At 47.6% G+C, this 22,032-nt stretch carries 24 protein-coding genes; 5 read left to right on the forward strand and 19 right to left on the reverse strand.

What is annotated here, in order from left to right:
- Positions 1-62: 62 nt before the first annotated feature.
- The 6 genes from ACIGBN_RS05820 to ACIGBN_RS05845 form a co-directional block, all read right to left on the reverse strand.
- A complete protein-coding gene (locus ACIGBN_RS05820; protein WP_133002843.1) occupies positions 63-1,673 on the reverse strand; it encodes an ABC-F family ATPase in 1,611 nt (536 codons plus the stop codon).
- 308 nt (positions 1,674-1,981) lie between these two features.
- Positions 1,982-2,104, reverse strand: coding sequence for a hypothetical protein (locus tag ACIGBN_RS05825; RefSeq protein ID WP_279433434.1), 123 nt, complete (start codon positions 2,102-2,104; stop codon positions 1,982-1,984).
- A gap of 82 nt (positions 2,105-2,186) precedes the next feature.
- Positions 2,187-2,549: a hypothetical protein gene (locus tag ACIGBN_RS05830; protein WP_396664192.1), complete on the reverse strand. Its 363-nt coding sequence runs from the start codon at positions 2,547-2,549 to the stop codon at positions 2,187-2,189.
- A gap of 15 nt (positions 2,550-2,564) precedes the next feature.
- The gene (locus tag ACIGBN_RS05835) at positions 2,565-2,942 is read right to left on the reverse strand and encodes a hypothetical protein (RefSeq protein WP_133002841.1); all 378 of its coding nucleotides are present in this window, start codon (positions 2,940-2,942) and stop codon (positions 2,565-2,567) included.
- Positions 2,943-2,989: 47 nt separating this feature from the next.
- The gene (locus ACIGBN_RS05840; protein WP_133002840.1) at positions 2,990-3,292 is read right to left on the reverse strand and encodes a DUF883 domain-containing protein; all 303 of its coding nucleotides are present in this window, start codon (positions 3,290-3,292) and stop codon (positions 2,990-2,992) included.
- Between the two features lie 207 nt (positions 3,293-3,499).
- Positions 3,500-4,180, reverse strand: a complete 681-nt coding sequence (locus tag ACIGBN_RS05845; RefSeq protein ID WP_396664195.1) for a phosphatase PAP2 family protein — start codon at positions 4,178-4,180, stop codon at positions 3,500-3,502.
- 249 nt (positions 4,181-4,429) lie between these two features.
- Here ACIGBN_RS05845 and hflK (ACIGBN_RS05850) point away from each other — a divergent pair, with 249 nt between their 5' ends.
- Genes hflK (ACIGBN_RS05850) through ACIGBN_RS05865 form a run of 4 tightly spaced genes read left to right on the forward strand, consistent with a single transcriptional unit; the run spans position 4,430 to position 10,482 of the window.
- A complete protein-coding gene (hflK, locus tag ACIGBN_RS05850; protein WP_396664197.1) occupies positions 4,430-6,394 on the forward strand; it encodes a protease modulator HflK in 1,965 nt (654 codons plus the stop codon).
- Positions 6,395-6,404: 10 nt separating this feature from the next.
- Positions 6,405-7,454, forward strand: coding sequence for a protease modulator HflC (hflC, locus tag ACIGBN_RS05855; RefSeq protein WP_396664199.1), 1,050 nt, complete (start codon positions 6,405-6,407; stop codon positions 7,452-7,454).
- Positions 7,451-8,515 carry a protease modulator HflK gene (gene hflK / locus ACIGBN_RS05860; protein WP_396664201.1) on the forward strand — a complete coding sequence of 355 codons (1,065 nt, stop codon included), beginning with the start codon at positions 7,451-7,453 and terminating at the stop codon, positions 8,513-8,515. Before hflC ends, hflK (ACIGBN_RS05860) begins: the two co-directional genes overlap by 4 nt.
- Positions 8,512-10,482, forward strand: a complete 1,971-nt coding sequence (locus ACIGBN_RS05865; protein WP_396664203.1) for a heavy metal translocating P-type ATPase — start codon at positions 8,512-8,514, stop codon at positions 10,480-10,482. The genes hflK (ACIGBN_RS05860) and ACIGBN_RS05865 overlap by 4 nt, the downstream gene beginning before the upstream one ends.
- Positions 10,483-10,499: 17 nt before the next feature.
- Here the strand turns inward: ACIGBN_RS05865 and ACIGBN_RS05870 are convergent, their stop codons facing one another.
- The 11 genes from ACIGBN_RS05870 to ACIGBN_RS05920 all read right to left on the reverse strand — a co-directional run bounded on the left by ACIGBN_RS05870 (position 10,500) and on the right by ACIGBN_RS05920 (position 20,374).
- Positions 10,500-10,922 (reverse strand): gamma-glutamylcyclotransferase family protein, encoded by a 423-nt coding sequence (locus ACIGBN_RS05870; RefSeq protein ID WP_396664205.1) that lies wholly within the window; start codon positions 10,920-10,922, stop codon positions 10,500-10,502.
- A gap of 27 nt (positions 10,923-10,949) precedes the next feature.
- A complete protein-coding gene (locus ACIGBN_RS05875) occupies positions 10,950-11,609 on the reverse strand; it encodes an NADPH-dependent FMN reductase (RefSeq protein WP_133002834.1) in 660 nt (219 codons plus the stop codon).
- Positions 11,610-11,656: 47 nt separating this feature from the next.
- Entirely contained in the window at positions 11,657-12,337 is a 681-nt protein-coding gene (locus tag ACIGBN_RS05880) for an ABC transporter ATP-binding protein (RefSeq protein WP_133003328.1), read from the reverse strand.
- A gap of 2 nt (positions 12,338-12,339) precedes the next feature.
- On the reverse strand, positions 12,340-13,176 hold the full coding sequence (locus tag ACIGBN_RS05885) for an ABC transporter ATP-binding protein (protein ID WP_133002833.1): 837 nt from the start codon (positions 13,174-13,176) through the stop codon (positions 12,340-12,342).
- Positions 13,166-14,011: an ABC transporter permease gene (locus ACIGBN_RS05890; RefSeq protein ID WP_133002832.1), complete on the reverse strand. Its 846-nt coding sequence runs from the start codon at positions 14,009-14,011 to the stop codon at positions 13,166-13,168. The genes ACIGBN_RS05885 and ACIGBN_RS05890 overlap by 11 nt, the downstream gene beginning before the upstream one ends.
- The gene (locus ACIGBN_RS05895; RefSeq protein WP_133002831.1) at positions 14,008-15,063 is read right to left on the reverse strand and encodes an ABC transporter permease; all 1,056 of its coding nucleotides are present in this window, start codon (positions 15,061-15,063) and stop codon (positions 14,008-14,010) included. The genes ACIGBN_RS05890 and ACIGBN_RS05895 overlap by 4 nt, the downstream gene beginning before the upstream one ends.
- Positions 15,063-16,628, reverse strand: a complete 1,566-nt coding sequence (locus ACIGBN_RS05900) for an ABC transporter substrate-binding protein (protein ID WP_133002830.1) — start codon at positions 16,626-16,628, stop codon at positions 15,063-15,065. Before ACIGBN_RS05900 ends, ACIGBN_RS05895 begins: the two co-directional genes overlap by 1 nt.
- 161 nt (positions 16,629-16,789) lie before the next feature.
- Positions 16,790-17,833 (reverse strand): NAD(P)H-dependent flavin oxidoreductase, encoded by a 1,044-nt coding sequence (locus ACIGBN_RS05905; protein WP_396664209.1) that lies wholly within the window; start codon positions 17,831-17,833, stop codon positions 16,790-16,792.
- 39 nt (positions 17,834-17,872) lie between these two features.
- Positions 17,873-18,880: a hypothetical protein gene (locus tag ACIGBN_RS05910; RefSeq protein ID WP_396664211.1), complete on the reverse strand. Its 1,008-nt coding sequence runs from the start codon at positions 18,878-18,880 to the stop codon at positions 17,873-17,875.
- 184 nt (positions 18,881-19,064) lie between these two features.
- Positions 19,065-19,814, reverse strand: coding sequence for an RIO1 family regulatory kinase/ATPase (locus ACIGBN_RS05915; RefSeq protein WP_133002827.1), 750 nt, complete (start codon positions 19,812-19,814; stop codon positions 19,065-19,067).
- Positions 19,815-19,912: 98 nt separating this feature from the next.
- The gene (locus tag ACIGBN_RS05920; protein WP_396664213.1) at positions 19,913-20,374 is read right to left on the reverse strand and encodes a MarR family winged helix-turn-helix transcriptional regulator; all 462 of its coding nucleotides are present in this window, start codon (positions 20,372-20,374) and stop codon (positions 19,913-19,915) included.
- 270 nt (positions 20,375-20,644) lie between these two features.
- On the opposite strand from ACIGBN_RS05920, the gene ACIGBN_RS05925 reads away from it, so the two are divergent.
- The gene (locus ACIGBN_RS05925; protein ID WP_133002825.1) at positions 20,645-20,902 is read left to right on the forward strand and encodes a hypothetical protein; all 258 of its coding nucleotides are present in this window, start codon (positions 20,645-20,647) and stop codon (positions 20,900-20,902) included.
- Positions 20,903-20,909: 7 nt separating this feature from the next.
- Here ACIGBN_RS05925 and ACIGBN_RS05930 read toward each other — a convergent pair whose 3' ends face one another.
- Positions 20,910-21,248: a thioredoxin family protein gene (locus ACIGBN_RS05930; RefSeq protein WP_396664215.1), complete on the reverse strand. Its 339-nt coding sequence runs from the start codon at positions 21,246-21,248 to the stop codon at positions 20,910-20,912.
- A gap of 14 nt (positions 21,249-21,262) precedes the next feature.
- Positions 21,263-21,931, reverse strand: coding sequence for a hemolysin III family protein (locus tag ACIGBN_RS05935; protein ID WP_133002823.1), 669 nt, complete (start codon positions 21,929-21,931; stop codon positions 21,263-21,265).
- Positions 21,932-22,032: the final 101 nt, after the last annotated feature.

A 22,032-nucleotide genomic window follows, 5' to 3' on the forward strand; every position in this document is an offset into this window, starting at 1 on the left:
AGTAAGTGCAAAGGCATGCTAGACAAGACAACTAGGCGTAAAACGCGCCGATAAAAAGCCGTTTAGCCATTTACAACACGTTTAAGCTCTTGCTGACTAGCCAGGTATTCGTCGTACGTGCCTTGGAAATCAATGACTTCTTGGCCTTTAATTTCAATAACGCGATTCGCTAATGAAGACACAAACGCACGGTCATGGCTGACGAAAATCAGGGTGCCGTCAAAATCCATCAAAGCGTTGTTCAACGCTTCAATTGCTTCCATGTCCATGTGGTTCGTAGGCTCGTCCATGACCAATACGTTCAGGTCCATCATCATCAACTTACCAAACAAGAGACGGTTTTTCTCACCACCAGAACAGACTTTTACTTTTTTATTAAAGTCATCAGCGGTGAACAACAAACGGCCTAACATGGCACGGACTTTCAAGTCATCGTGTTTTGCTGTACGCCATTTAGACATCCAATCAAACAAGGTCAAATCGCAATTAAAGTCTTCCGTGCTGTCTTGTGGGCAATAGCCGATGACCGCATTTTCAGCCCATTTAATTTCGCCTTTTTTCGCTTCTAATTCACGCATCAAACAACGTAAGAAGGTGGTTTTTCCGGCGCCGTTTTCACCAATAATCGCCAACTTAGAGCCCGCGTCTAGGATGATATTACCGCCAGTAAACAACATATCGTCTTCGAAACCGTGACCTAGATCTTCCAATATTAGCGCTTGGCGATGCAATTTTTTATCTTGCTTAAGCGTAATAGACGGTGTCATACGACTAGACTGTTTTACTTCAGACAATTCAATTTTATCGAGTTTCTTAGCCCGTGAACTTGCCTGTTTTGCTTTTGAAGCATTCGCAGAAAAGCGGTTAACGAAGGCCTGAAGGTCATCCATTTCGGCACTTTTCTTGGCGTTCTCTGTCAGTAATTGCTCACGAATCAAAGACGAAGCTTCCATGAAGTACTCATAGTTACCTGGGTAAATACGCAATTCACCAAAGTCGATGTCTGCCATGTGCGTACACACAGAGTTCAAAAAGTGACGGTCATGGGAAATAATAATCATGGTGCATTTGCGCTGATTCAAGACACCAGCCAACCAGTTGATGGTATGAATGTCCAAGTTGTTGGTTGGTTCGTCTAATAACAAAATATCAGGGTTAGCGAACAAGGCTTGCGCCAATAACACTCGCAATTTCCAACCTGGGGCAACCTGACTCATCAAACCAAAGTGGTAAGATTCTTCAATACCGGCTTCCAAAAGAATGTCGCCTGCACGGCTTTCGGCACTGTAGCCATCCATTTCAGCAAACTCTGCTTCAAGCTCACCGGCACGCATGCCATCTTCTTCGCTCATTTCTAATTTTGCGTAGATAGCATCACGTTCTTGTTTTACTTTCCACAGCGCGGTATCTCCCATGATCACGGCATCAACGACTGAATATTCTTCAAACGCAAATTGATCCTGACTCAAGGTACCGACTTTTTCACCCGGTGTAATAGAAACGTTGCCTGACGTTGGGGTCAGCGCACCACTTAAAATTTTCATAAAAGTGGATTTACCGCAACCATTCGCGCCGATCAAACCATAGCGGTTGCCGTTGCCGAATTTTGCAGAAATGTTTTCAAACAATGGCGTTGCGCCAAATTGCATGGTGATATTAGCCGTGGAAATCAAAAAGAATACCCTGAGAAAGAAGGAGAAGAATTCACTTATTGGTGCCAGCCCAAAAGCCGTACAAAAGATAAGCACAAAGGCGGCGAATATAGAGATTTATAGCGCTAAAGTCGAGGTTTAGATGGATTATTTGCAGATAAAGTCAGTGGTTCCCCAAACAATGACGATTCCCCCTGGACTCAAAAATAAAAATAGAGCGCCAGCAAAAACAAAAATAGAGCACAAGATAAATAAACAGGACTCGCTTAGTTACCTATGGCTCTATTTTATTGTGTTTATCAGATTAGGATGCGTGGCGACAACCACTGTCATTTTTGTACATCAACCCATGCATCCCAGCCTTTCCATTCATACTCATCGCTTTCTGCCGCGCTAACAACAAGGCGCTTAACCAAAGGACTGTTGCTGAATTTATTCATCAAGTAACTCATCGTGCTTTTCCTATGTGTGTTTTCAATAGCTAAATTTTATCAACATTCGTATTTTTGATAAAATTACCTTTTACTAACGTCATCATAGACCCATACTATTTCCATCTGATGACAGATCAGCATGGGCTTGAGTAGAACGCCCTTGAGTGGCCTTTTCTTGCTCAGGATCAGGTTTGGGTTCTACAAAGGCAAAGAAACCTGATTTGCATAACCCAATAAAATCAGCGCTGGCCATATTTAATAGGGTTTTCCGTTGTCCATCGGCGACGGAACACTGGGTCGTTAAGCCTAAAATAAAACTCGCCGCCAAGCCTTCAGGGCGAGTGGCCATAGCAAGTACAGATTGACGAAAACGGGTTCTTGATTGCGCCGCCCTCGTTTCTAGTGTCTGTGTTTTTAAAAACAACTGCTCACGCTGTCGACGCATTCTGCCTAGACCAAACATAGTGCCTCCTCGTGGTTAAGACTTCTCGCTTTCGGATGCCGGCTGATTCGTTGGAATAAGTGCATCCAGAGTGCGCGTGAAATCCATGTTTTTTAATGTGATTCGCGCCACATACAATAATCCAGCGGCACTCAACAAGGTCATGCCAGTGGCCGCCAGCAAGATCCCAACCAATGAAAAGCCATAACTCCACGCCAATGCCGCGGCGCTGGCGATCAGCAACAGCCAAGCGGTAATCAATAAGAAAACAATGCCACCAATGAGCGCCAATAATTGAGCACTGGATGTCACCCAAATTTTGGCCTCAAGCGCCCCTAACCCAAGCACGCTTTTTAACCATTGCTTATGGGTTAAAGCCACATCGGCAAAATCGGGCTCTTGTGATGTTTTCATCAGACACTCACCTCTGCTCGCTGATCAAGGGAAAACAACCGCTCGCCTTACTTACGTTTGCACAACAGACCTGCTGCCACTGCGCCAGCAAGAAAGGCAATACCAACCGTTTTTACCGGATGCTCTTTGGCGTAATTGCCAACGACGTTAGTGACTTTTTCCGATTGTTGTTTGGCGGTGTCGGCCATTTTATGCGCTTGCTCGCTGATTTGATGCGCCACTTCTTCGATTCGTTCTTCACTTTTGGCCGCCGCTGCGGACGCACCATCCACACCGTTATGAGCGGCTTCGGCGGCTTGATCTACTTTGTCATGCGCTTTGGATTGAGTCGTACTTTTTGCTGTAGCCATGATTCTTCTCCATTACTTTTGAATGTAGTTATTACATAGCTAACATCGTGCCAACTTATAAGTTATTGATATTTAAGGATTTATAAAAAATTCATCTCAAGTAAAAAACAACAAGAGAAACTTACTACACACTGGCTTGTAAAAACTTCACGACCAATACCGCAGCAAATATGCACATCGACAAACATCACCTATTCGACCAACGTGCTAAGTCGAAGCGGCTCGCACGAGAAAAGGTCTAGCCAGCGAAAAACACAACAGCGCCCAAAAGAAGCCAGCACAGAGACCGGCTACAACATCGCTAGGCCAATGCACCCCCAAGTAGACTCGACTCAAGGACACGCCGAGCGGGATCACCAACGCCATAACCAATAACCAACGAGCCGCCAAGCGCTGAGCACACTGCCAGCCAAGTACCAAGGCACTCGATAGAAAAAACAGCGCCGACGACATCGCATGCCCAGAAGGAAAACTGCTGGTATAAACCTTGGTGGCATGGGGCACCAGCTCTGGACGCGGACGAGAAAATCCCCATTTCAGCAAGAATGAAAACGCCATACCAAGAAAAATCACGCTAAGGAAATACACCGCCAAATAGCCTTTTCCAGTTAAGCGTAAGTAACCTGCTAACATCAGACTAAAGCAGCCCAGCAACCAATTACTGCCCAGCGCCGTCATGTCTCTCATCCATTCCCCGACCCATAAAGGCCCCCAGCCTTGACGAACGTCTGCGTTGTCTCGCAAAGCAAGCAACAAGCTTTTATCAATTTGCGCGACCACGGGCGTATGAATCAACGCGGCCAAGAGCACAAAACAGAAAAAAAGTACGATCAATAAAACGCCGCTCGACCGAGTTGCTTTGTTTCCTAAAAAGAGATCCTTATTCATAAACACCTTCGCGTTAAAAAAACGGGCTATCATTTTCATTCGTTATCGAGGAAACCAAAAGGATAAAATAAGTATTTACAGGTTTTTGCGCGATTTCGAGCCTCATTGAAAGCTGTTTACATAACCTAACAAAAGCAGGCTGTAGTACAATCTTGATCGATTTTTATCCCTCCTATTTCTTATTGCAGCCGCTCTGCCATAAGAAATACACCTTAATAGCGGTACTGCCAAAACTCATTTGGAGCATTAATGAGAGTTGATATTGAAACGCAAGACATTGATTTAGAGGCGATACCTCGTTTCCAATTAGCGTCCACTTATAAGCGGCAACTGCAATACGGCATCATTGGCTTCACACTACTCACGGTCTTACTGCTCTTTATCTGGCTCGTTATTGCTATTTTTGCGCCTCTCTCTATTTGGCTCCCCTTGCAGCTCAATATTGCTGCCATCCTGCTTGTGTTAGTGGCGGCTTTTCAGTCCGCATGGCGAATTTCTTTGTGGCGAGAACAGGCACTGGCTCAACAGGGTGCGCCTCACTCCTCCGACCCCCAGTCAGAAGCGATTGAAAAAGACATAGAGCAGGATACTAGCAATGTCGTGCAGACTTTTTTTCACTCGTTTGCCCAGCAATGGATTAAGCCAATCCAGTCAGCAATAAGCGTTAATGCGATCTGGATTATTGGCTTAACGCTGTTTGCTTTTCTATTAATCGCCACCGGCTGGAACCTGTCTTTGCCTGCGCAGGCATTAGGAAAATCGGCTTATTTGTTTGCTGGGATAACGCTATTATTGGCGTTTGCCCTGCTGGTGCTCGAACGTTATTTATCCAGCCACCAAGACAAATGGCCAGAGGCCAGTCACCTAGCCATGTTAGTCAGGGTGGCCATCGTCACCTTAATCCTGTCTGCTGTGTGTCTAAGTTACGCTTCAGCGGATCGTGTTTGGCCATTACGTATGGCGGTGTTATCCGGCTTATTACCCACGGTAGTCGCACTAGAGCTGATCGTCAGAGCGTTACTTTCTGCTTTTACACCACAAAGACAGAGCCTTGAGCCTACTTTTTTTGCCAACAGTTTTATGGCGGAACTCTTTCGCTGGCCGCCAAAACCGATTCAACTGATGCAAGAAGGCTTATTCCAACGTTTTGGTATCGACCTTCGACAAGTGTGGGCCTTTTCATTCATCAAACGCGCTTCCTTGCCGGTGCTTGCCTTGATCGTATTTTGTGCTTGGCTATTAACCGGCGTGCATGAGATTCCAATGAATGGCCGAGGCATCTATGAAAAATTCGGCAAACCCGTAAGCATATTAAAATCAGGGTTGCACACCACATTACCATGGCCATTTGGGCGTTTAGTGCCCGTTGAAAACGGCGTGATTCATGAACTTACCGCTAGCAGTAACAACAACCAGCTAGCGCCATTAACACCGGCAGAAGGGCCAGCGCCTGAAACCGCCAACCGACTTTGGGACGCCACCCACCGCAGCGAGAAGTCTCAAATTATTGCCAGTAGTAACGACGGTAAACAAAACTTTCAAATCGTCGATATGGATGTGCGCTTTATCTATCGCATTGGATTAACAGACCAGGACGCCCTCAATGCCATCTACAAGAGTGCGGACCTCCCCACCTTGATCCGTCGCACAGCAAACCGCATCTTGGTACACGACTTTGCAGGTAGAACCTTGGACGATTTATTAAGCGAGCAACGCAACACACTCTCAAACGATGTGGGCCAAGCGGTACAACACGATTTAGACCAACTGCATAGCGGCGTAGAGCTGCTGGCCACCGCCATCGAGGCAATCCATCCGCCAGCCAAAGCCGCAAACGCCTATCACAAGGTGCAATCGTCGCAAATTGAAGTACAAGCCTTGATCGCACGAGAAAAAGGCAAAGCCGCTGCCGCCCTCAATAAGGCTCACCAGCAAGCCAGTTTGATAGACGATCAAGCCCAAGCCAATGCTCATCAAACGATGAGTAAAGCGCAAGCCGACAAGATTCTGTTTGATGCGGATCATTCTGCCTCCAAGGTTGCCGGTCAAACCTTCCTTCGCGAACAGTATTATCAGCAATTAACCCAAGGTATGAGCCAAGCCAATAGCTTGATCATTGACCATCGTATTCATGGGAATAAATCCCCAACGCTGGACTTTAGACGCTTCACCGCGCCTATCGCCCCAGTTTCAAACACCAACACCACTCACTAGGAGAGCGCCCATGAGCACGTCACACAACCCTACTCATCATGCCCATGACGAAACCGATCACGCGCCTCATTCAGATGATGATCACCATCACAGCCCCACTCCGCCAAGCGCCTCAAAAGGGGCATGGCGTCGCATAAGTTTCGCCTTGCTGCTTGTCGCGTTCGCCATCGCGGCGGCTTGCTTGGTTCAAGTGCGCTCTGGTGAAGCGGAAGTTATTACACGCTTTGGCAACCCTGTCAGAGTCTTACTAGAACCTGGACTCGCTTGGCATTTGCCTGCGCCTTTCGAGCTGTCTACTCCGGTTGATTTACGCTTACGAACCACTTCCAGCGGCTTGCAAGACGTAGGCACAAAAGACGGTCTACGTATTATTGTGCAAGCTTATGTGGTGTGGCAGGTTAAATCTGATAAAGACGATGTGCAGCGCTTTATGCGCGCCGTTCAAAACCAACCAGACGAAGCCGCTCGCCAACTACGAACCTTTGTGGGCTCCGCTTTAGAAGCCACCGCCAGCGGCTATAACTTGTCCAGCTTGGTCAACACAGACGCCAGTAAAGTACAAATCCCTCTTTTTGAAGCCAAACTTCGAGAACAAATTAGCCAATCCCTTTTGGACACTTACGGTGTTCGCGTGGTGCAAGTTGGCATTGAGCGATTAACCCTACCCGTGGTCACGCTGTCGGCCACCGTAGATCGAATGCGTGCTGAACGGGAAACCATAGCGACACAACGCACTGCAGAAGGCAAACGACAAGCCGCTCAAATCACCTCAGAAGCACAAAAAGAAGCGCGTATTATTACCGCCGATGCGACAGTCAAAGCCGCTAACATTGAAGCAAAATCCTTAGTCGAAGCCGCCAGCATTTATGGTAAAGCCCACGCCGAAGCACCACAGCTCTACGATATGTTGCGCTCCCTCGATACCCTAAGTGGCATTATCAATAAGAATACGCATTTGGTTCTTAGAACCGACGCGGCACCATTTAGCGCACTGATCGATGGGCCCAACACCTTTCTTTCGCCTAATACGCCCAACAGCCAAGAGGCGAAAAAACCATGATCTCTGGCAAAAGCGTCACTCAGGAAAGACCGCTAAATCAACCAAAAGGTCACTGGTTTCAGGCTGGTCGATTGGCTTTTTTGGCACTCTATCTGCTGACCTTTATAACCGCATTTACTTGGCTCGTTAGCAATGTTCGGGAAATCGGTCCTGACAGTCGCGCCGTGGTATTGAGTTTTGGTGCCATTGATAGAGTACAAGACTCAGGCCTGCTATTGGCGTGGCCGCAACCGTTTGAAAAAGTAGTGATTCTGCCAGCCGCCGATCGCGTTATTGATCGTACGGTCCAAGCTTTAATTCGACCTGAAGTCGCTAACTACACTGGGCTTAATTCTGGCATGGCCAGCGACGCAAACGCAGGCGTGGGCTACCTATTAACCGGCGACGCCGGTGTCGTGCAATTAGGCGTTCATCTATATTATAAGGTCACCGACCCTTACGCTTATGTACTGCAAGGAAAGCATGTGTCTTTTGCCTTGGATCGCTTGGTTGAACGCAGCGCGGTATTGGTGTCAGCGTCGCGTGACTTAGACACTATTTTGGTGGCCCGCCCTGAACTGGTCGGCGCCAGTACCGAAGCCGCGATTAAGCGGGAAAAACTGCGCGCAGACCTAGTACAAAGCATCAACCAAGGGTTGGCCGCACTAGCAAAAGAACACGCGAGTCTCGGCATTCGAATCGCTCGTGTCGACCTTCAACCAAGCTTGCCGGTGGAAACTGTGGACGCCTTTAATGCCGTCCTAACCGCTAGCCAATTGGCCAAACAAACCGTGGCTGAAGCGAACAATAAAGCCGCCACAACACGACAAAAAGCCAATCAAGAAGCCGACCGCTTGATACAACAAGCCAATGCAAATGCCAGCGAACGCGTCGCAAAGGCTCACACCGACACCGCCACCATCAGTCGCCTTGCTCAGCTCCAGCAAAATAATACAGACCCAGGCCTGCTGTGGCGCTTGTATCGCCAACGTATTCACACCTTGCTGTCACAAGCCGGTTCTGTCACCACGGTAGACCCTAGTGACGATGGCAAAATTATTCTACAAGGCAAACAACCATGACTCAGTCGTCTCATTCACATCACGGCCATGATCACGCTCATGACCATGGGCACATCCATTTTGCCAGTGGCTCCTTGAGTCGTCGCGAAAAAAAAGCCGCCGCTAAACAACTGACTCTGGCGATGGTTGCTCTGGGGTTATTGGCCTTGGGGTTGGTTTGGCATTGGCTATTTCCTTCTCAGCAAAGCGTCAGTCAGCTGCTGCTTGGCTTAGCCTCTGTGTTGGTCGCTTTTCCCGTCTTACGTTCTGGCTGGCATAGCCTAAAACACCCGAGTTTGCATGGCATTACCGATCAATTAATTGCCCTTGCCATGTTAGGTGCATGGGCCACGGCAGATTTAACAACCGCGGCTTTGTTGCCTATTATCATGATTTTTGGCCATATTCTAGAAGAGCGCAGCGTGATCGGCTCCCAAGAAGCAATCGACGCATTGAGCCAACTCACACACAGCAACGCTCGTAAAATCAACCCAGATGGCAGCATCAGTGATGTTGGTAATCAACAGCTACAAACCGGGGATCTGGTTGAAGTTCGTGCAGGCGATCGCATTCCTGCCGATGGCAAGATCATAGCGGGCATGGCCAGTTTGGACACGGCCCCTATTACCGGAGAGTCGGTACCACAAGAAGCCAAAACCGGCGATGATGTGTTTGGTGGTGCCATTAATCTAGACGGTCTACTGCGCATTCGTGTCACCCGTACCGGCGACGAATCCACCTTGGGCAAGGTGATCGCCCTGATGCAAAAAGCCGAGCAAGCAAAGCCGCCGATTACTCGTTTGCTTGAGCGTTACGCAGGGCAATACATGCTGTTGGTGCTCATGGTGGCGGCCATTACTTGGTTTGTGACTTACGACGCTCAAGCTATGTTGGCGGTGTTGGTGGCGGCGTGCCCTTGTGCCCTTGTTTTGTCTGCGCCAGCGGCTTCCATCGCCGGTATCGCGGTGGCAGCTCGTCACGGCATATTGATTCGAAGCTCGGCTTTTTTAGAAGAATTTACCGAGCTGAGTTCCTTAGTCATCGACAAAACAGGGACATTGACCTTTGGCGCCTTAAGTTTAGAGTCCCTACAACCGGTGGCGAACTCTCCGCTTTCAGAGACTCAGTTAGTCACTTTAGGGGCCAGTTTAGGGGCGTCCAGTAGTCACCCGGTTAGTCGGGCCTTGAGCAGCCTGATTGAGCATCAAGACTATCAATCCTTGCAAAACGTGCGTGAACACCAGGGATTAGGCGTGGTAGCAGAGACGGAACAAGGCGAAGCGGCATTAGGTCGACCTGAACTCTTTACTCAGCTGGGTATAGTGTTCCCCCCTGTTCCTGACCATGACGGTCCAATGGCGGGCTTGTCTCTCAAGGGGCAGTTTATTTGCTGGTTTTTGCTCGCCGATAAAGTGCGCCCAGAAGCCTCGCAAGCGCTGGCGGATTTAAAAGCTTTGGGGGTAGGACGACAACTTTTGCTCACCGGCGACCGTCAATCGGTAGCCAACAAGCTGGCGGCCGAAGTGGGCATTAGTGACATTGTTGCGCAAGCATTGCCTGAAGATAAATTACACAGGGTAAGAGATGAAATTCAGTCTGGCTTTAAACCCTTAGTCGTAGGCGATGGCATTAACGATTCTTTAGCGCTAAAGGCCGGTGTCGTGGGGGTTGCTATGGGCGCTGGTGGGGCAGATATCGCACTGGCTTCAGCCGATATCGTATTGATTGGCAGTGATTTAAGACGCTTAGGAACCTGTGTGCGATTAAGCCGACGCTGCCGTCGCACGCTGCACATGAATGTCATCATTGGTCTTAGTTGGACAGTGGCGATTATGGCCGCGGCGGCCTTTGGCGCATTAGGCGCAGCCGGTGCATTAATCGCTGCGCTACTGCATAACCTCAGTACCTTACTGGTATTGGTTAACACCGGACGGCTGTTGCGCTTTGAAGAAGTACTAAAAGACCCAACCAAGCCCGATGCGCCATAACGCTCGATGACCTCTTATCAAACCTTGCGGCGACTGACATACAGCGCCGCATGTTCTAACAAGTAATCTCCCTGCAACGTCATACGAACATCAGCCCCCTTCACACTGTGAGCCGGTTTAGCGTATACCCAAACTCGCTGAGTGAGGCCATTGTCTAGATTCACCACATCTATCTCAACGCGTCGATAACCGTCTGGTTCAGTTATCCGCTCCAGCGCATCCATTTCGGCCAGTGCGTCATCATCCACACTAAAAACCTGACCGAGCACTGGGTGTCCTTCGCCGGCGTCTAACAGCAACCAAGGGGAATAGCGCTCGCCAACCAACAAGAGCGGATAAGACACTGTGGTGCTAAAGACGCCCGGAATACGCTCGCCTTGGTTGCGTTCAAAATTAGGAAAACCTTCTTTTAAGGTGCCAAAAACAAACACACACGGCATCACACATTCCTTATACAATGACTCTCTCTAGGGGGCATCACGATCCGCTGGAGTGCCTGTAAAAGCAGAAATCAACGCATGTGGATCGCTTTTTTCAGTTTGTTCTACGCAGGCTTGCGCCCACCAAACAAGCTGGCTAAAAGTACGGTTAATATAGCTTCCCCAGCGGTTATGATCTTGATTCACTTGGGTTGTGCCATCCTCTTCAAATACCTCTTGGGCATGGGGAATATGCACCATGGAGGACACAGGTAAACAGCCTAATTCACTTAAAAAGACACGCATACCAACAGCCGCACGCATGCCGCCCCATTGCCCAGAAGAATAAGTCACGATCGCACTCGGTTTATAAGAGAACAAAGAGCTGCCAAAATGATTCAATAAATTCGCCAGCGCAGGACTGATACTGTGGTTGTACTCAGGGCTCAGCATAATGTAGCCATCGGCGGCACGAATTTTATCCGCTAACAAATCTAAGTCTTGTGGCACGGTGCGCTTGGAATAGGAAAAGTGCGGCTTAAACACAGCACCTAATTCGTATTCCAGCGGATCAATCAATTCAATCTCATGCTCTGGGTAACAAGTCGAAAAGAAAGACAAACACGCCTTACTGACTCTTTCTCCTAGTCGCGCTGGGCGTGGCGGTGTACTGGTTCTTACTGATCCAAGGAAGATCAAAAACTTCATTACTCTCTCCTTCCAACAAATATGACGACTGAACCGAACAAAGCGGCTTAGGTGTAATGCTTTTCTTGATCGATACGCCCTGCTTTCATGGTGACCCCATGGTCACACATGTAATCAATCACGTCAGGATCATGACTCACCATGATCATAGTCAAATCACGACGGGCCTTTAAGTCATTTAATAAATTCAATATTTCAGCCTGAACCGACATGTCTAACGCCGACGTCGGTTCATCCAGTAATAACAACTTGGGTTCAAGCAACAAGGCGCGAACAATGGCCACCCGTTGACGCTGACCACCGGACAATTGATGTGGGTAACGGTCAATCATATTTTCCGTTAACCCCACCTGCTTAAAGCCCTCGCTAATGCGCTCATCAATGTCTGGCAAACCGAGCAACTTCAGCGGCTCCGCAAGCGTTCGACGCAAGCGGTGCTTGGGGTGTAACGAGGCGTAAGGATCTTGAAACACCATTTGCACTCGACGACGTAAATCGCCAGTGAAAACCTTACCAGATTCCAGTGTCTGACCAAACAGGCTAATGTCGCCTTCCCAGTGCGGATTTAACCCTGCAAGCACCCATAAAAGCGACGATTTGCCACACCCCGACGGACCAACCAAACCGAAGCATTCTCCAGCTTCGACGGTTAAATCTATGTCGTGTACCACAGTATTGCGCTGCAAGCCTTGGGCATGACTCACACTGACGTTTTTAAGCTCTAGCACGTTCAATTCAATGTCTCCAAGTGCTCGCGATCTAAGGTGGGCAGAGGCTGGCCACGCTTAGTAATGTTGGGCCGGCACGACCATAAGGTTTGCGTGTAAGGGTGGGTCGCATTTGGCAAGTCTTCTGCGGGTAAATGATCGATCAAGCGCCCCTGATACATCACCATTACGCGCTCACAATAATCGGCGACTTGCTGAAGATCATGACTGATCAACAAAAGCCCCATATTGCGCTCTTCTACTAGAGAATGGATCAAATCCAAGACCTGATCTCGAACCGCATGATCTAGGGCTGATGTGGGCTCATCAGCAATCAATAATTGCGGATCATTGATCAGCGCCATTGCCAACATGACCCTTTGCCCCATGCCACCAGACAATTGATGTGGGTACATTTTTCTTAGCTCAGCAGGGTTAGGAAGCCCCACCGCATCGAGCATGTGTTCGACTTTTTCTGTCCTGGCTTTACGGGACATGGATTGATGCAATAGTAAGGGCTCGGCCACTTGACGACCGATGTTTTGAGTCGGATTCAGCGCGTACTTAGGGTCTTGCAATACCATGGAGACTTGATGACCACGCAGCCGGTTCCATTGTCGTTGGTCGTAGTTTAATACCGGATGCTCAAGCAGCTGAAAGCGCTCTGCGTCTACCACTAACGAATCCGCTAGCAAGCCCATTAATGAGCGAGCAGTAAGCGACTTACCAGAACCAGATTCGCCGACCAAGGCAACGCGTTCGCGCCCCATGGAAAAATCAATTCCTTTGACCAGCTGAGTGCCGTCGTTAAGGCCAATATGCAAGCCGCGCACGTCCACTAATGTCGTTTTATTTGTCATGACGAGGGTCCATTTTATCTCTCAGCCCATCTCCGAGCAGATTAAAAGCAAGACTGGCTAATAAAATAGCCACACCCGGTACCGCCGCGACCCACCATTGATCGAAGATCACTCGGCTACCACTGGCCACCATAGAGCCCCATTCCGCCGCAGGTGGCTGAATGCCCATGCCTAAGAAACCAAGCCCTGCAGCGGACAGAATGATGCCCCCTAGATTTAGCGCCGCGCGAACAATTGCGCTGGGTAAAATCAATGGCAAGATGTGCCCAAAGATCAAACGCCAGCCACTGATGCCCTGCATTTTTGCCGCTGACAGATAATCACTACGACGAATCGATAAGGTTTCCGTTCGCGCTTGACGCGCAAAAGACGGCCAGCTGGTAAAGGCCAACGCCAATGCGCCATTCATCAAACCAGGGCCTAAAATTGACACCAATGCCAAGGCAATAACCAAGCTTGGCAAGGACATTACAATGTCCGTTAAGCGCATTAAAATACGCTCTACCCAGCCGCCAAAATAGCCCGCACAAATCCCTACCGTTAAACCAATTGGCACGGTTAATACAATAACCAAGCTGACTAATAGCAAAGTAGGACGAGCACCATGCAGCACTCGTGAGAAAAGGTCGCGACCAAAGCGATCGGTACCAAACCAATGCTGCGCATTGGGTGCCAATAACCGATCTTGGATATTTTGCACATTGGGATCAAAGGTCGATAATTGCGGAGCAAGCAAAGCCAATACCACCAGCAAAATCACCAACGCCAAACCAATATTTAAGGTACTAAACAGACTTAGCCATCGAAAAGCACCATGTTTTTTTAAAGTCATCATCGTGTTCTTGGGTCCACCCATTTAGTCAGTATGTCGGCAAGCGCATTAAGCAACACAAAACAGGTGCCGATTAATAAGGTCGCTCCTAATACAGCCGCCGTATCCGATGCGAACAATGCGCTGGTCAAATAGCGCCCTAAACCAGGCCAAGCAAACACGGTTTCCGTTAACACCGCCCCTTCTAATAATCCGGTGTAAGACAAGGCCAATATGGTAATCAAGGTGCCTAATACATTAGGGAACACATGCACTAATAAGATACGCAAACGACTGGCGCCTTTAGCTTGTGCCAGAATCACGTATTCTTTATTACTTTCTTCCAACATCACCGCTCGTAACAGGCGAGTAATAGACGCCATCGACAGTAACGCCAAGACCGCAACGGGTAACCAGAGGTGAGCGATGGCATTTTTTATAATATTAATGTCACCGCTACGAAAAGCATCCAACAGCACAAAACCACTGTCTTGCGTCATGGTATAGGTGTAAATATCATCCAGTCGGCCAGGCCCTGCGGACCAATGTAGCGTCGCATAAAAGAGCAATAGCCCAAGCAAACCAAGCCAGAAAACCGGTACAGAATAACCTAACAGAGAAATAAACCTTGCCAGCTGATCTAACCAACTGCCCGGCTTATAGACCGCTAAGATGGCAAATAAAATGCCAAAAAAGGCACCAAAAAACATCGCACAAGTGGCCAGTTCAATGGTCGCAGGAAAAGTACGCATAAGGTCATTAAGCACAGGTTGCTGGCTTAACTGAGACATGCCTAGATCACCATGAGTCAAACGGCCTAAATAATGCAGAAACTGCATCGGCAAAGGCTCATCTAACCCCAATTCGTGTCGTGCTTGCTGATAAGTTTCCTCACTCGCATGATCACCCACTAACTGCAATGCGGGGTCGATTGGCGCAGCGCGAGACAGCAAAAAGGTAAACACCAATAAGCCGAATAAGGTCAGCGCTAACGAAATAAGGCCGCTCGCCAAATGTTGGCTGCGGCCTATCCAAAGCCGACGCATTGCGCCGGCTGATTTATCAATATTACTCATTATTTAGAAACGTTTTGATAGTAAACCATGTCTGGCGTAATGCCTTGGACATAACCTTTTAGATTATCTCGAATAGCAACCAACTTTTTATTTTGCAAACCAATCACGAACGGTGCACTTTCACGCACCTGACGCTGCAACTCTTGGTACATTTTTGTACGCTTAACAGGGTCAGTTTCGGCGCGGGCTGCAATGGTCATTTTGCTTAGCTCTGGAATCTGCCAATTGGCACGCCATGCTATGGTTTTTGAGCCATTTTCCGGGTTGTAAGCAAACGAGGAGGCATTGGTATTAGGGTCAAAATAGTCCGGTCCCCAAGACGATACATTGGCTTCGTAGTTATGTTCTTTTACGTCATTAGACACTTGGCTACTGATACCAGGAATCAGTTCCACTCGGATACCCGCTTTCGCAAAGCTGGCTTGTAATGCTTGAGCAACATCCAAATATGGCGGTTGGTTAGAGACCACCAATTTGAAGTGTGGGTCTTTGATTCCAGCGTCTTTTAAGATCTGTTTCGCTTTTTCTGGATCGTAATGGTATGGCTGATCCGTCAAAGCGCCGTTGAAGCCTTGCGGAAGGAAAGACTGCTGAACTTGAAATTGACCACGCATCAAGTCTACGGCAATGCCTTTGTAATCAAATGCCCAATGCGCCGCTTCCCAAAACTTCGGATTGCCCAAATCTGGGTTATTCTTCGCTTTGGTATTAAACATGATGTAATAAAGTGATGCATAAGGTAACGCTAAGGCTTTCACCCCAGGCTTTCCTTGTAGCGACTCAAATTGATCAGAACCTAGGTTACGTGCAATGTCCGCATCACCTTGCTCTATCAATAGTTGACGGGTTGCCGCATCAGGGACGTTTTTCATCAAAATCATCTGCATTTTTGGTGCGCCGGCAGGCGATGTTTTGTTTGCCGTCAGAACCAATGCTTCATGAGGCGTGTATTTCATAATTTGAAATGGACCACTGCCAGCCGAATGATTGTTTAGCCAAGCGTGACCAAAATCGCCATTCTTGACATGCATCTCAACGGCTTTTTCATCCACGATAGAAGACGCTGGAGCCGACAATAAACTTAAAACAAACGAAGGACCCACATTAACGTCCCAAGTGATTTTTACCTTATTAGCGTCCACTTTTTGTAGGTGGCTATCCACATTGTCTTTATCCCAACCTAATTGGGTCAAAATAAAAGACGGCGCTAAATTCAATTTTACCACTCGGCTTAATGAGAAAAGCACGTCTTCTGGTCGAATAGGATTACCACTCGCAAACTGAGCATTATCCCGCAGTGTCAGTGTTAAACTACGCGGCGTCGATACCCAACTGGTTGCCAATGTTGGTTTTAATTCTGTTGGGTTTTCAGGGTCTGACTGAACCAGTCGCTGATAGATATTGGTAAAGGTTTGTACTGAGGTTAATTCAAATCCTTGTGCTGGGTCCAAACTGGTCACATCGTCGAGCGATTGAGCAACAACCAACGCGTTTGGTGGCGTTGCAGCCATGGCCGCGATGCTCCCTGTAAGCAGTATGCCTGTGGCAATCCATTTTTTAATCATCTGGTATTTTCCTAACTAAATAGTCAATTTTATGTAAGTGTAAGTGACCTAGCTTATTTGGGAAAGAGCCCACCTCGCTTTGGCTTTTATATGCACATTCTATCTATTTTTCTTAATTTATTTAACTTAATCGAATAAGAGAAAGGTTATATTTGCCCTTTTTAACCATTAGCTAACAGCTTGGTTAAGGTGTGGGCAGAAATGGCTTGGCAACCTGTCGCATTTTGCCCACACCAAAGAGACGCAAAATTTGTGCCGCCTTGCAGGGAGTCTAATGCTTTTAGCTGTGTCATTTCGATTGACGCATGAGGAAACGCTGGGGCAGAGGGTGACATATACGCCAGCTCTTCCATCACACGATTCACCACAGAACGAGCAGGTCGACCGGTAAACACATTCGTCAAGGCTGTGTGCTGCGCCGCATCACTTTGCAGCGCCTCTCGGTGAGAAGATGAAATCCGAGACTCATCACACAACAAATATGTCGTGCCTATTTGCACCGCTGCCGCACCCAGCGCCAGCAAAGCCTGTATCTCTTTATGATGGGCTATCCCTCCTGCACCAATTACAGGCACTTTTAGCACTTGAATAAGTTGTGAAACCAGAGAAAACAGCCCTACCTGAGTGGTAATGTCATCAGATAAAAACATACCGCGATGGCCACCTGCTTCTACCCCTTGTGCAATGATGGCATCCACACCTTGCGACTCTAACCAGAGCGCTTCTTCTAAGGTCGTCGCGGATGACAGAACCTTACTGCCCCAAGACTTCACCCGCTGCACTAATTCTGGATCAGGCAGGCCAAAATGAAAGCTGACCACAGGAGGCGAAAACGGCTCAATGGCATCGGCGATGGCGTGATTAAAAGGCGTTCGGTTGGCGCTATTAGGCAGACTTTTTGGTGTCGCTCCAAACGCCGCAAAATAGGGCATTAATTTGCTCTGCCAAACCTGATGTTCTGCTTCGTTATACTCGATCGGTTGATGGCAAAAGAAATTCAAATTGTAGGGTTTGTCTGTGCCCGCTTTGATCAACTTAATTTCACTGACCATGTCCGCCACACTAAGCATGGCACAAGGCAAAGACCCTAAGCCACCCGCGTTAGACACGGCTATTGCCATATCGCTTCCTTGGGCTCCAGCCATAGGCGCCTGAATAATTGGGTGCTCACAGCCGAGTAAGCGCTTACCTTCCAGGTTGATCATACTTTCTATTCCTTATTCTTCAGGCGTTCATTGGTAAATTTATTTCACGTTCGGCAAATGACGTTGGATAGCGCTTGGCAACGCACACAACAATTGAGCTCTCATAAAATGCCATTTCGCCGACAACAATAATAATCCGCCACCGATCAGCACCCCAGTCAAAGCAAAGCTGTAGCCAATGCCACCATAACTCTCAATGATGGCCGACACCGCATACAGCACATAAATCAACGAAGACACCATAAAGGCCCGACGATCTACCGCAATCGAAATAGACGTCATCAGCAGATACAAAAAGACCACAACAAGCATGCTGAGCAGGCTCTCATTGCCATTCAAAATGCCTAAATTTGAGAAAATAGGATGAATGATCAAGGGCGCCGACAGCAAATGAAGCCAGAAGGCGACGTCTGAACGACGAGTGATACGCTGTGTATCACTCGCATCCCAATACATCGCTAACAGAAACGCGGCAACGCCACACAAAAACAGCACCATCATCAAACCCGATTTGGCCGCAGGAAACATCACCAAAACAAGCGAGAGAACAGAGACAAAAAGCGCACCGGTTCCAACCGCAACCGTAATAGGAACCCTAAAACGTCGCCAATGAAGGTAAGCCGACATTGTGGTCACCGCCGCGGCAAAAAGCGATGCCGCCTGCACAGAGAAAGAAGGGATCGAAGAGGAAATTGAAAACACACACCAAAAGACACCTCCCATAAAAGAGAGGAGCAAAACAATCGCTGGCAGGGCCATTTTACGCTTACGAACAAAAAACTCAGCCAGCCCCCAAGATAAGGCCGCGAAGACCAGCATAGCAAGCGTGTTGCTGCTAGGCCTAACCACCCAAACAGATGAAAACAATAACAAGCTACACGCAATCACCACGAAGATATCATTGAAACCACCCACTAATCGGAAGTTTTCTTCATCGACGGCGGCGGTTTGCTTTTCTTCTGCTAATAACGAGCGAAATTCAGTGACTGCGGTGTCAGTAAACACACCTTTCTCTACGGCATAATTTAAATCTTCATCCGTGTACATACTGCAGTTAACCTTTTCTCATTAAGTAGGCCGCCATTATTGCGCTTTTCAGGCACCGGAAGAAGCACTTTTACTTGACCGAGATAAAGAGACAGTTAGAAGGAAAGAACGTAAAGGAAGAGGAAAAGCAGGAAGAGTGAAAAAGAGCAGACGGTGATCACCAATCTGCTCGGTATAACGCGGTTTATAATCTGTCTGAAATATTACGCACTAGGTCCGCACCAGGTAACTGGCTCGCGATGCCACATAACCATAGATACGTTCTATGTAATGGATAACCGCGGAAGATCCAACGTTTTCGAAGTTGATTAAAGTTCTTAAAAAACGCTTTTTTATGGCCTGTAACAGGTTGTTCACAAACAGAGTTCCAACCTTTGTAGACCCCAGACAGGTCTGCTCCACGCATATAACGTTGCAGCCATTTAGGGAACCGAGCGAACGTCATCGCGGACTGAAAATCAATAAAATAGGGTTTACCGTCTTCCCCTAAAATTACATTTCCTAGATTGCGTAAATCTAGGTGAACAAGACCACGGCGGTGCATTTCCGACACCATGTGTTCAAGTTGATTAAAGAAGGATTTAGGCACTGTTTCACCTTGCTTACTTAGCGTACGCAGTGGCACCCCTTCGATAAAAGCATACGCGATGCCAATAGAAGACAAGCGGTGGAACTCATCGCTCACACCATTCATGCCTTGCAGACGCGCTAGCGCCTTATATTCTTGATTAATAAACAAACGAGCAAATGTCTTACGAACTATCCAGGGACTGTGTTGAAAGTCTTTGATGACTAAATCAGTCTGATCGTCTTTATAACGATACACGATAGCATTAGCAAAGCGGCCTTTATGGAGGACGATTAAATTGTCAGTATGAAAGTCTCGCTCTGGAAAACATTCACTTAATTGTGAAATCAGTACTTGCTCGTTCATAATCAAAATCTACGTAAGTAATTGCCTAGACAACAATGTTAACAAACGTAATGATCATCCAGTAGAGAGCAGAGAAAAAGTCACTCTTTGTTACGAATTTATTTCAAATTGTTCAAAAATCTTAGCAGAAGCGTGCTTAATTGGTCTCTCTCTTGGTGAGAAAAACCACTTAAGGCCTTCTCAAACACACGGTTTACCTTGGGCTGAATATTCGGGATAAAGGCATCACCTTTGGCGCTTAAGCTCAAATACATTGAGCGCTTGTCTGTCTCAGACGGGCGTTTATCCAATAACCCCTTGCCTTCAAGCCGACACAATAAGCGGCTCATCGCCCCTCGATCGTAATCCATTTCAGTGCACAAACTCGCTAGCGTACTTTGGCCATTGTAAGCCAGAATCATCACAACCCGATATTGAGCTGCGGTTAACTCCAATGCTGACAGCTCAGCGTCGATCGACGACACAATGTGCGTTTTAATCGCTGAAATTAACAAGCCAAAGTCCGCGATTGACTGCAGCTTTTCCAGCTTATTCACCTGCAAAGCAAATGGCTTTAACATAATCCCCCATCCTATTTAATAACGCGCTACGGCCTTCTGTTAATAAGCCCCAATGAGCACATAATAAAAGACAGAAAGCGAAAAAAATATTAACTAGCAAAGATGAATTACATCAACAAGATAGCTTGCCTCTTGAGTTGAAAACAGTGAGTAAATACAAAGGACACACTACATAAGGTTACTGACAGCCCTAACAAACTTGGTTAAGATTAGAACAATCCCATTCATTGTTGTTTTACGAAAGGCGACTCTCAACCCAAGGCTGTCTCTATGCAAATTACCAATTCGCCATTCAACTATGCTCAAGCAGGCCTTAAAAACAGCCAAACAGGGTTGAACGAAGCAAGTCAAAAAGTCGCAGAAGCCGCCACTCAAACAGCCGATAGCAATCAATCCAATCGCTCAGGCAGTCAAATACAAGATGGGGTAATACAGGCAAAAGAAAGCGAGCTGAACGCAAAAGCGAACGCTCGTGTTATCAATAGCGCAGATCAGGCTATTGGTTCATTGATTGATATTCGAGTCTAAAACGGCCTTAAAGCGCCAACAATTCTGTCATCTCTGACGCCAATAAAGGGCGTACAAGGCGCCCTACTTCTTCACCATTTTTTAAATAGATCAAGGTCGGCCAAAGCGTAACACCAAAGGCTCGCCCTAATTTTTTTCCCTTCCCATCAAACACCTTGATATGCCATAGCGAGCGCGTTGACAGCTCATCAGCAACGATCGGAGCAGACGCCTGACAATGCCCACACCAGGGCGCACCAAACTCAAGGATGACATCACCTGCTAAAAGCTTAATGTCTTCAACGGTTGGGGCTTGCTCAGAATAGTCTGGGTTAAACCCCATAGTAGCGGCATTTATCTTAGTCATTATTACTCCCTGCGTTAAACAGCCCCGTAAGCGCCATACCAAAGAATGGCAAAAAAGTGACATGCGGTTCCCGATAAGACAAACAAATGCCAAATCAGATGCCCATATCGCAAACGCGCATCAAACGCATAAAAGACTACGCCTAGCGTATAGAGCAGGCCACCTAACACCAAAAGCATCAGACCTTGTGGCGCCATAAGCTCAACTAAGGGCTTGATCGCAATGATAATAAGCCAGCCCAGCAAAACATATAAGGCGGTTGAGACAAGCGGATGTTTGGCTTTGCCAAAAGCTTTTAGCAAGACTCCTACCGCTGCCAGCCCCCAAACAGAGGCTAAAATAGACCAGCCCCAAGCACCTCGTAGCACCCCTAGCATAAACGGCGTGTAGGTACCGGCAATCAAAAAATACACAGCGGAATGGTCAATAACTCGAAATAGGTTTTTCGCTGGTCCCGCAGGCGCAGCATGGTACAAAGTAGAAGAGAGGTAGAGCAAAATCATGGTAGCGGAAAAGACGCTGACGCCAACCAAAAAACTGGTGTCGGCGTCGTTAATGGCGCTGATAATTAAAAATGGTGTACCGATGAGCGCGGCCAGTAAACCGAGCCCATGGCTGATACTGTTGGCAACTTCTTCCCCGAGCGATTGTTCTCTTTTCGCGGGCGCTAATACATCTTCCATTTCTTTTTCTCCATCCATCATCAAACCCAGTATTGGGTTTTAACCAAATCGATAAACGGTCAAGCGTTAAGGCCTAGATTGTCTCTTGGCCTTAACGTAAA

The organism is Marinomonas sp. NPDC078689 (genome assembly GCF_044542435.1).
Lineage (GTDB): Bacteria > Pseudomonadota > Gammaproteobacteria > Pseudomonadales > Marinomonadaceae > Marinomonas > Marinomonas arenicola.